Here is a 10,110-nt window from a genome sequence, read left to right as displayed (position 1 = left end):
CGATTCGAGGCCATCTACTTATCGCATCCATACGATCAACGTAAGCCAAACCATTTCCGATAACGGGCATCTCATCTTGCTCCTGAAGCAATTCAGAAACCATCTCTGGTTTATCAACGCGCTCCGACCCTAACAGCTCAGGCATTGCGTTTTCACCTCGAGTAAACACAGCCCAATAGACCTCATCCATTCGAGCGTCGATCAACACCAAACAGTTTTGCGCCTCGGAATGACTTAAAAACACATGCACCGCGAGTGCTTGTAGATTTGATACAGGAACAACCGGCAGATCTTGTCCAAATGCCAAACCCTGAACAAATCCAGACGCGATCCGAAGCCCGGTAAACGATCCTGGACCTCGACCAAACGCCAGCGCATCCATGTCCGAAAGAAGCAGACCTGATTGACCCAGAAGCTCCTGGACCATTGGCAGCAAGCGTTGCGCATGACTTCTAGGCGCATACTCACTTAAGGACAACGATTTGCTTTCCGAATTCGTATCAACAAGAGTGACGGAGCACTTCTCCGATGAAGTATCAATGGCTAGAATTACAGTCATAGTTTGCCTAAAAAATCAGTCTACTTAGCAAGTCGATCTTAAATAATAAAATGCTAAATCAAAAAAGGCAGCACAAGTGCTGCCTTTCGATGCGCAACGACGAAATCAGCCGTCCAAACCGTTAACGATCTGATCACGAATTTCAGACATATCGCCCACACCCTCTACGCGAACGTATTTTGGTGCAGAATCATCACCGGCCGCAGCCCACTCAGAGTAGTACTGAATCAACGGCGCTGTTTGCGAGTGGTATACGTCAAGACGTTTACGAACAGTCTCTTCCTTATCATCTTCGCGCTGCACCAGAGCATCACCAGTAATGTCATCTTTGCCGTCTGTTGCAGGCGGGTTGTACTTGAGGTGATAAACGCGTCCACTTGCCTCGTGAACTCGACGGCCACTTAGACGACTAACAATTTCTTCGTCTTCAACAGCAATCTCTACAACGGCATCAATCACGATGCCCTGTTTTTTAAGCGCCTCTGCTTGCGGAATCGTACGCGGGAAGCCATCGAACAAAAAGCCGTTTGCGCAATCTTCATCTTTAATGCGCTCCTCGATCAGTTGAATAATCGTTTCATCTGAAACAAGGCCTCCTGACGCCATGACTTCTTTCACCTTTAAGCCAAGCGGAGAGCCTGCCTTAACTGCGGCGCGAAGCATATCGCCTGTCGAGATTTGCGGTACATCGTACTTTTCAGTAATAAACTGCGCCTGTGTTCCCTTACCGGCACCTGGTGCACCAAGCAAAATCACTCTCATAAATCACTCCAAAACAATAAAAAGAAACCCTTGGAAGCAGTTACAGGCACTAACTCTTGGCTAGCTTAAACTGTATGGATGAGACGCATCCAACCTGAAAAACGCTGCTTTTAATTCCAGAAAGCCGGCCATTATAGGCTAATAGAAGATGTGGTCAAAGCCCTGCCGAAAAGAGCAGAAAAGAATGGAAGCCATTCACTATGAAAATGGCTCGGAAATAGACTTATGCTACGAGGTCACTCACCATACCATCAAGCTCTTGACCCTGATCAACGGTCACTTCAGCCAAACGGTATGCACTATCTGGGTCTATACCAAGAAGTTCAAACAAGGGCTCGGGATCAATGCTGGCAGGCTCATCACCAACGCCATGCATAGCAAGTAGATGGTTTGCGAGACACACAACAGCGACTTGCTCTGCATGCTCGCCGTCATAATATTCGTTTTGATGCATTGCGGCCGATTTAACACAGGACTCAGGTAGACCCCAAAGCTTTAACAGAATCGCACCTAATGAGCCATGACCAAGCGCGATAAATTCTTGAGCCGACCCCATACCAAAAACCTGTTTTTCGATCTCTGCCATACTTCGCTCGGGGTCTGACTCCCGAAGCTTATTCATCATTCGAAATTCGGGTGGAAATAATTGCCCAATGAGCAGCAAGCCGAAGTTATGCAATAGTCCCGACAGATATGATTCGCGCGCATCCAGATTTAGATCTGGTTTGGCCATGGTCGCCAAAGCCTCGCACAACACAGCACAATGCAATGCATGTTTCCAAAAATTACCTAGACCCAGAGCGCCATGAGAGGGAACCCGAAAAGCTTGAGCAGACGAGATACCCATAGCGAGCTTCGCAACTCGATCAAAACCCAGTACAACGTTGATCGCATCGCGCACACAATGTAACTGGCCTCGATAATTAAACAATGCCGAGCGCGCGTACCTTAGGATCTGAGCGGATAGACTAGGGTCGCGCTCCACTAGCATGACAAGCTCATCCAAACTGGACTCTGGATTTGACGTCAAATGCATAATGCGAACAGATGTCTCTGGCATAGGCGGCAAGCGGTACAACTTATTCAGTTTGCGAGCAATATCATCTAACGAGTATTCTTTATCAGCGCAAAGTACGGACTCTGCTGGCGCCAAACGCTCAGAAAACAAGCCTACATTCGCGTCTCGCAATACAGCTCTAACAGAACCCTGACTTAAACGCAGTAAGGTATTTGCACAACCACTTGAAGCAAAGACCTCTTCCCACGAGAACACAGCTTCATCGACATAGAGCGGCAAATCATAGGCCTGCCCCAGGACAGGCACGTGGCCATGGTCGCAGTCAGTAAACAATCGCCCTGCCTGCTCGTCGTCAATTAATTGAAAGTCTCTACTCGAAAAACTGTTTAATGCATCAATATTGGGCTTGGCTTGAAACGGAACAATCAGCGCAGCTGGTCCGGCTCGGTCTAGAACGAGATGCGTCTTGACGGTTAATTCTGGTACAGCCTGCGCTAACAATACTGCGTGAGACAAGTCCCTTGAACGAGCATGATGAATCAGCTGACACTGAACAGCATGAGCATGAATGTATTTACCTAAACGGCTAGCTATGGGCACCGGACTTCTCTCTACGAAAATGAACACGTTCAACAACAGCACCCGGTTAGCATCTACATTGCAAACCGGAGTACCTTTCATTGAAGTGTAATCGAAGCTCAGCACCCTGCCTGTCTTACGTCACAAACCGCCGTTTCAATTCTTAGTAGAAGTGTAACGAAGTGTTGTCAGGAGACCTGCAAAGCAATCCCAACCCTTAAGCCTCACATCACCATTTCACGACGAGTAAAGCGCTTTAGAAAAGCTACGCCCACTCTAACCGGTGTTGCGAATTCCAGCCGCGATACCGGCCATGGTCACTTTCAGTGCCATCTCGACCTGCTCGCGTTCTTTCTCAGATACACCCTCAGAAGCGCGCTCGCGCTTCAGCAATTCAGCCTGCAAATAATGCAATGGGTTTGTGTACGTTGCCCTAACCTTGAGTGACTCGCCAAAAGCAGGGTTACTTTCCATCAACGTACTTTGCTCCTTGAGCTGGTTAATCACTTTAACCATGTCACGAAAACGATCGCGCAAACTCACGCCAAGCGGCCGTAGGCGATCAGATACCAGCATTTGATCATAGTATCGGGCAATACGCGGGTCCCCTTTGATCAAAACCATTTCGAGCATATCTATCTGGGTTGCGAAGAACGGCCAGTCACGGATCATTTCCTGAACGAGCGCTTTGTCTTTGGCGTCAATGACTGTGCCGAGTGCTTCATCACTACCAAGCCATGCTGGCAGCATGAGACGAATTTGCATCCAGGCGAAAATCCATGGTATCGCTCGCAGCGTTTCAACGCCTCCGCCCTGCTTTCTGCGCGCAGGCCTGCTGCCTAAGGCCAACTTACCCAGCTCGCTTTCCGGCGTCGCACTCCTAAAATACTCTACGAAGTCTTCATGACCTCGGACAACATCTCGATAGGATTTCACTGACATAGCGGTCAGACGATCCATTTCATCCCGCCATGCCTGCTTCGGTTTCGGTGGCGGAAGTAGTGTGGCCTCCATGACAGCATTGGTATAGATTTTCATGCTCTGGCGGGCCAAATCCGGCAAGCCGAACTTAAAGCGGATCATCTCGCCCTGCTCAGTGATTCGAAACCGGCCATCCACGGAACCCGGGGGCTGCGACAGAATCGCGCGATTTGCTGGTCCACCTCCACGCCCCACTGTTCCGCCGCGCCCGTGAAATAACTCAAGCTCAACTCGATGCTTTTGCGCGACGGCAACCAACGCTTCTTGGGCTCGATACTGAGCCCAGCCTGCGGCGAGCTGACCCGCATCTTTCGCTGAATCAGAATAGCCGATCATCACTTGCTGGCAGCCTTCGCAATACTCCTTATACCAATCAACGCTTAGCAGTTGACTGATCGACTCTGCGGCACCATCCAGATCATCCAAAGTTTCAAATAATGGCACGACCTTCATCCTTCGCTGCATGCCCATTTCGCGAAGCAAAAGAATGACCGCCAGAATATCCGAAGGCTTTGAAGCCATAGATATAACATACGAACCAAAGGCTTCTCTTGGCTGCGAGGCAACAACAGCACAGGTATCTAAAACCTCCTGAGTTTGTTCACTGCACGCCCAAACTTTTGGCACCAAAGGTCTTCGACCCTGCAGCTCCTCAAGTAAAAAGGTCTGTTTCTGCTCTTCCTCCCAATCGTTATAAGAGCCCTTACCCAAATATTCGCAGAGTTCGTTGATTGCGTCAGCATGCCGCTCTGAATCTTGACGAACATCCAACTTTAAAAGCTCTAGCCCAAAACACTGAACACGCCGAATGACATCTAACAATAAACCGTTCGCTACCGTCTTTACACCAACCTCAAGCAACGACTCATAACAGGTAACCAAAGGGCCAAGCAATTCCTCTGTATTAGTCAGGTAAGCACCACCTTTATACACCTCTCCTCGCGCCTCCATAGCCGCCCACTCTCTGGTATTACTAAGCAGCTCCCTAAGTTTTGACAATACAATTCGATACGGTTCGCTGGAATTTCGAGGAGCATCACTTACATATTGCTTCGCAAGCGCCATTAATTGAGCGTTGGCATCCCACATCGACAAGTGCGTCATTAGTGATCGAATATCTCGAAGATACAAATCTGCGGCCATCCAACGGCTCAAACTAAGCACTTCTCGGGTTACTTTTGCCGTGACATTGGGGTTTCCATCGCGATCCCCCCCCATCCACGATGCAAACCGAATTGGCCGTGCAGTCAGAGGTAATTGCACCTGATAATTGTCTGAAAGCGCCGTATCAAACTCCCGCAAAAACTTAGGTACTGCATCCCACAAACTATTCTCGATCACAGCAAAGCCCCACTTTGCTTCTTCGACAGCCGTCGGCCTATGCTCGCGAATTTCATTGGTATGCCACGCTTCGCACACCAGTGTGTTCAGGCGATCCTCGATGTCTTGCTGCTCATGGCGATTAACATCGCTACGATCTTTCTCTCGCAAAGCCGTCGCCAACGCATCGTATTTCATGATCAATGTGCGTCGCGTCACCTCTGTCGGATGTGCAGTCAACACAAACTCGATGGACATCTCATTAATGAGGCTTTGCAATTGGTCTTGCGAGACATCATGCGCTTTCAGGCGCGCCAATAAGTCATCAAACAATTCGACGCCATCTTCCGTTTCTTCCTTACTCCGCCGAACGGCGTGATATTGCTCTGCGATATTCGCCAAATTGAGAAACTGGTTGAAAGCGCGCGACAAGGGCACAAGTTGTTCGTCTGACAATCCGGACAAGAGACCCACCAATTCCTCACTGGCATCTCCAACCGGTACGTCTCGATCCGCTTTCGCAGCTTGTCGAACAGCTTCTACCAGATCAAATAGTTCCTGACCGTATTGCTCCTTAACATTGTCTCCAACCAAATTGCCCAATAGACGGACATTTTCACGTAGCAAGGGATGTAATTCAGACAAACTCGACCTCCGATTGTTAACGCATACTGACAAAAATAAACGCGGGATGCTGACACTTACAATTTCACACAAAGCTATGACATGCAATATGAAAAAGACATCCAAAACTGCTTTTCAATTCAATGTTTCGTACTACGATTAGTAGACGAGAGCCGGCTAGGACACCTTGAGTGACGTGACCTGGACAAAAGCCAAGCTGCAGCAATCGAAGTCCGAAACACAGGAAAAAACAATGAAAATTAAAGAGTTAACTAGGTACTGGGAAAAACAGGCGAAAGCCACCATGACAGAGAGCGAGTATTCTTTCAGGCTGCCCATCGAAGACGCAGCGAAAATTGAAGCTCTCGCAGAAATGTACCCAAAGCGCACGCAAAGCGAGATTCTTGGCGAACTCCTTTCTTCCGCACTTGAAGAGTTAGAAACAAGCCTTCCTTATGTCGCGGGTAACAAAGTCGTAGCAAGAGACGAGATGGGCGACCCAATGTACGAAGACCTCGGTCCAACCCCAACATTCCTCGACCTGAGCAAGAAATACAAAGTACTGTTAAAGCAAAACGGTAAAGCCGCTGCCAACGGTTAAGGTGCTTTACCGAAAAGAGAGATGAAAGCGAGGGCGACAAATTCAGTGTGCTAAATCTGCCCTCCGGCCTCTCTATCTCTGAAGCCAATCAAATAAAGAATGGCATCTAAACCTAGGTTCGAAATAGAATGTTTCGCACTCTCTTTAACCAAAGGCTTTGCACGGAACGCGACACCTAAACCGGCACGACTTAACATTGGAAGATCGTTCGCTCCGTCTCCCACTGCGATAACCTGCTGACGCCCAATACCCTCTTTCTCCGCCAGCTCATCCAACAACTCTGCTTTGCGCTCACCATCAACGACTCGGCCGGTCACGCGCCCCGTCACCTTGCCATCCTTAATTTCAAGCTCATTAGCAAACACATAATCGATACCCAGCTTTTCCTGTAAGCCTTCCGCAAAATAATTAAAGCCGCCAGACAGGATTGCTGTTTTGTATCCCAGCCCTCGAAGCGTAGAGATTAATCGTTCGGCACCCTCGGTCAGCTTTAGTCTTTGAGCGATACGCTCAAGAACGTCTTCACTCAAGCCCTCAAGCAAGGCAACACGCTTCTCAAAACTTTGTTTAAAGTCCAGCTTACCCTGCATTGCCAACTCGGTGATCTCGGAAACTTGCTCGCCAACACCAGCTTCTTTCGCAAGCTCATCAATCACTTCCGCTTCAATCAACGTCGAATCCATATCAAAGACGACTAAGCGACGATTACGCCTAAATATCGAATCCTCTTGGAAGGCAATGTCGACCCCTAACTGGTTACCGATATTGAGAAAATCCTGACGCAACTGATCTAGATCCGGCGGAGTGCCGCGCACGGAGAATTCAATGCAAGCCTTGGAAGCATCGACGGCTGCATCAACCGCAGGCCTTCCCGATAGACGGGTAATATTATCAATATTTAAACCGTGCTCTGCGGTGACAGCAGACACTTTCGCGATTTGTTCGGCGGAAATAGCACGTGATAACAACGTGACGATGTATCTTGCCTTGCCTTTTCCTTCAACCCAATGCTGATAGTCTTCTTTGCTGACGGGCTTGAAACTCACATCCTGCTCTAACTCGTGCATCCGGAACAACAAGTCTTTTAGCACACTACTTGACTCTCGGTCTCCCGGAACCTCAACCAAAATACCCCACGTCAGATAATCATGAATGACTGCCTGACCGATATCGAGAATACGAATATCGTATTGCGCCATAATGCTGGTCATTTCAGACGTTAAGCCCGGTTTGTCTCTACCAGACACGTTAATCAAGATTATTTCACTCAATCGATATCACCTTTCGCTTAATTTCAATAAGTATGGATTATTCGCTGCAAGCTTCACTCACGGTTTTGCTTAATCGCTATCGTCACTCGATGCATCCTCAACTGCGTCTGCCGCTGACTTAGTCTTTGAGGGAATAACCTCGATTCGATCAACGCGCTGCAAACCGCGAGGCAACTTCTGACCTCGACGTCCACGCTCACCCACGTAGTGCTGCAAATCATTGTATTTTAGCTTCAGATGTCGCTTGCCCGAATGAATAACCACAAAATCTTCTTCCGAGAACACGGCCACGGCAATCATTAACTCGTCCCGACTCTGAGCTCGGGCAGTAGGGATACTGATAATCTTATTACCTTTCCCCTTCGCAAGCTCTGGCAACTCCTTAACAGGAAACACCAACATACGCCCTTCGTTCGTTACCGCTGCTAGCAATTGATTCTCTGGATCGTGAATCACCATCGGATGCATCACCTCAGCATTTTTCGGCAAACTCAGAGCGGCCTTACCCGCTTTGTTTTTGCTCTGCAGATTATCGAGACGCGATACAAAGCCGTAACCCGCATCCGACATCATAAGCAATCGTTGCTCAGGTTTGCCCATCAAAACCGCTTTGAAAATTGCACCAGAAGGGGGATTAATCTTACCCGTTAACGGTTCGCCCTGCCCTCTTGCCGATGGCAAAGTATGCGCCGCTACGGTGTAGGCACGACCCGTAGAGTCTAGAAAAACGACCCCTTCCTGACTCCGCCCCTTCGCAGCAAGACTAAAGCCGTCTCCCGCTTTATAGCTTAATCCCTTCGGATCTATATCGTGCCCCTTCGCTGCACGCACCCAGCCTTTCTCGGAAAGCACAACAGTGACGGGTTCTGAGCTGACCAGATCCATTTCTGTATATGCCTTGGCTTCTTTGCGGGCGACGATGGGCGAACGACGCTCGTCGCCATACTTCTCTGCATCGGCGAGCAACTCCTTCTTGATCAGCTTTTTCATCTGCGCCTTAGAACCAAGTACTTTCAGCAGATACTGACGCTCCTTCTCAAGCTCTTCCTGTTCAGCCTTGATCTTCATCTCTTCGAGGCGAGCAAGCTGTCTTAACTTGGTATCAAGGATATAGTCCGCTTGAACTTCGGTCAGATCGAAGCGCTGCATCAGCACCTGCTTCGGCTCATCCTCCGTGCGAATAATGTGAATAACCTCATCGATATTCAAAAACGCAATCAGCAAGCCTTCTAAAAGATGCAGTCTGCGCTCAACCTTGTCGAGGCGATACTGAAGCCGACGAGTCACTGTTTCGGTTCGATACGACAACCACTCTGTTAGAATCTCGCGGAGATCCTTAACGCCTGGGCGGCCATCCGTACCGATCATATTCATATTGACGCGATAATTTTTCTCTAGATCCGTGGTCGCATAAAGATGCGCCATGAGTGCTTCGACATCAACCCGGTTAGAGCGCGGCACAATCACGAGTCGCGTCGGGTTTTCATGATCGGATTCATCACGAAGATCAGCGACCATCGGTAGTTTCTTAGCTTGCATCTGCGCGGCAATTTGCTCGAGCACCTTTGCGCCAGAGGTTTGATGTGGCAATTCGGTGACCACAATATCGCCGTTTTCCATATTATGGATAGCGCGCATTTTTACCGAGCCACGTCCAGTTTCATAGATTCGCTGCAAATCCTGCTCAGGCGTAATGATCTCAGCGCGCGTAGGGTAATCAGGCCCTTTTACATGCAGCATCAAATCGTGCGTTTGTGCTTTCGGCTCATCAAGTAAATGCACGCAGGCACTGGCTACCTCGCGCAAATTATGAGGCGGAATATCGGTCGCCATGCCGACCGCAATGCCTGTCGTGCCATTCAACAAAAGATTTGGTAAACGAGCAGGCAAGGTCTTCGGCTCATCCATCGTTCCGTCAAAGTTCGGCGCCCAATCCACCGTCCCTTGGCCCAACTCAGACAGCAAGACATCCGCATACGGGGCTAGTCGAGACTCCGTATAACGCATGGCCGCAAAGGACTTCGGATCATCGGCAGATCCCCAGTTCCCTTGCCCGTCAATAAGTGGGTAGCGATAACTAAACGGCTGAGCCATAAGTACCATCGCTTCATAGCAAGCACTGTCCCCATGCGGATGAAACTTGCCCAGCACATCACCCACTGTTCTGGCTGACTTTTTGTACTTAGCAGTCGATTTCAGCCCCAACTCCGACATCGCATAAACAATACGCCTCTGAACGGGCTTAAGGCCGTCACCAACATGCGGCAAAGCACGATCTAGAATGACGTACATTGAATAATCGAGATAGGCTTTTTCGGTATATTCACGAAGTGAAATTTGCTCGACACCGTCTTCGAGATTGGGAGTGTCTTGACTCATAAGACTCTGCGTTCCT

7 protein-coding genes are annotated in these 10,110 nt (G+C 49.0%); 1 reads left to right on the top strand and 6 read right to left on the bottom strand.

The features are described from left to right. The 4 genes from tsaB to ppc all read right to left on the bottom strand — a co-directional run. A partial coding sequence (gene tsaB, locus A3750_RS06205) for a tRNA (adenosine(37)-N6)-threonylcarbamoyltransferase complex dimerization subunit type 1 TsaB (protein ID WP_068548097.1) occupies positions 1 to 559 on the bottom strand: 559 nt, incomplete at its 3' end. 105 nt (positions 560 to 664) lie between these two features. Beyond that, the gene (adk, locus tag A3750_RS06200; RefSeq protein ID WP_068456477.1) at positions 665 to 1,321 is read right to left on the bottom strand and encodes an adenylate kinase; all 657 of its coding nucleotides are present in this window, start codon (positions 1,319 to 1,321) and stop codon (positions 665 to 667) included. A gap of 223 nt (positions 1,322 to 1,544) precedes the next feature. Next, positions 1,545 to 2,939: an HDOD domain-containing protein gene (locus tag A3750_RS06195; protein ID WP_068465872.1), complete on the bottom strand. Its 1,395-nt coding sequence runs from the start codon at positions 2,937 to 2,939 to the stop codon at positions 1,545 to 1,547. Between the two features lie 255 nt (positions 2,940 to 3,194). Continuing rightward, on the bottom strand, positions 3,195 to 5,864 hold the full coding sequence (gene ppc / locus A3750_RS06190; RefSeq protein WP_068520694.1) for a phosphoenolpyruvate carboxylase: 2,670 nt from the start codon (positions 5,862 to 5,864) through the stop codon (positions 3,195 to 3,197). 232 nt (positions 5,865 to 6,096) lie between these two features. Between ppc and A3750_RS06185 the strand changes: the two genes are divergently transcribed. After that, entirely contained in the window at positions 6,097 to 6,444 is a 348-nt protein-coding gene (locus tag A3750_RS06185) for a type 1 pili tip component (RefSeq protein ID WP_068455524.1), read from the top strand. 50 nt (positions 6,445 to 6,494) lie between these two features. Here A3750_RS06185 and serB read toward each other — a convergent pair whose 3' ends face one another. Next, positions 6,495 to 7,715, bottom strand: a complete 1,221-nt coding sequence (gene serB, locus A3750_RS06180) for a phosphoserine phosphatase SerB (RefSeq protein ID WP_068465869.1) — start codon at positions 7,713 to 7,715, stop codon at positions 6,495 to 6,497. Between the two features lie 69 nt (positions 7,716 to 7,784). Beyond that, positions 7,785 to 10,094, bottom strand: a complete 2,310-nt coding sequence (parC, locus tag A3750_RS06175) for a DNA topoisomerase IV subunit A (RefSeq protein ID WP_068458046.1) — start codon at positions 10,092 to 10,094, stop codon at positions 7,785 to 7,787. Positions 10,095 to 10,110: the final 16 nt, after the last annotated feature.

Source organism: Oleiphilus sp. HI0079, from assembly GCF_001635105.1.
This window is presented reverse-complemented; position numbering and strand designations above follow the sequence as displayed.

Bases quoted from the DNA above. Each gene is read 5' to 3' on its own strand.
- adk (WP_068456477.1), bottom strand. From the start codon at position 1,321: ATGAGAGTGATTTTGCTTGGTGCACCAGGTGCCGGTAAGGGAACACAG.
- A3750_RS06185 (WP_068455524.1), top strand. From the start codon at position 6,097: ATGAAAATTAAAGAGTTAACTAGGTACTGGGAAAAACAGGCGAAAGCC.
- parC (WP_068458046.1), bottom strand. From the start codon at position 10,094: ATGAGTCAAGACACTCCCAATCTCGAAGACGGTGTCGAGCAAATTTCA.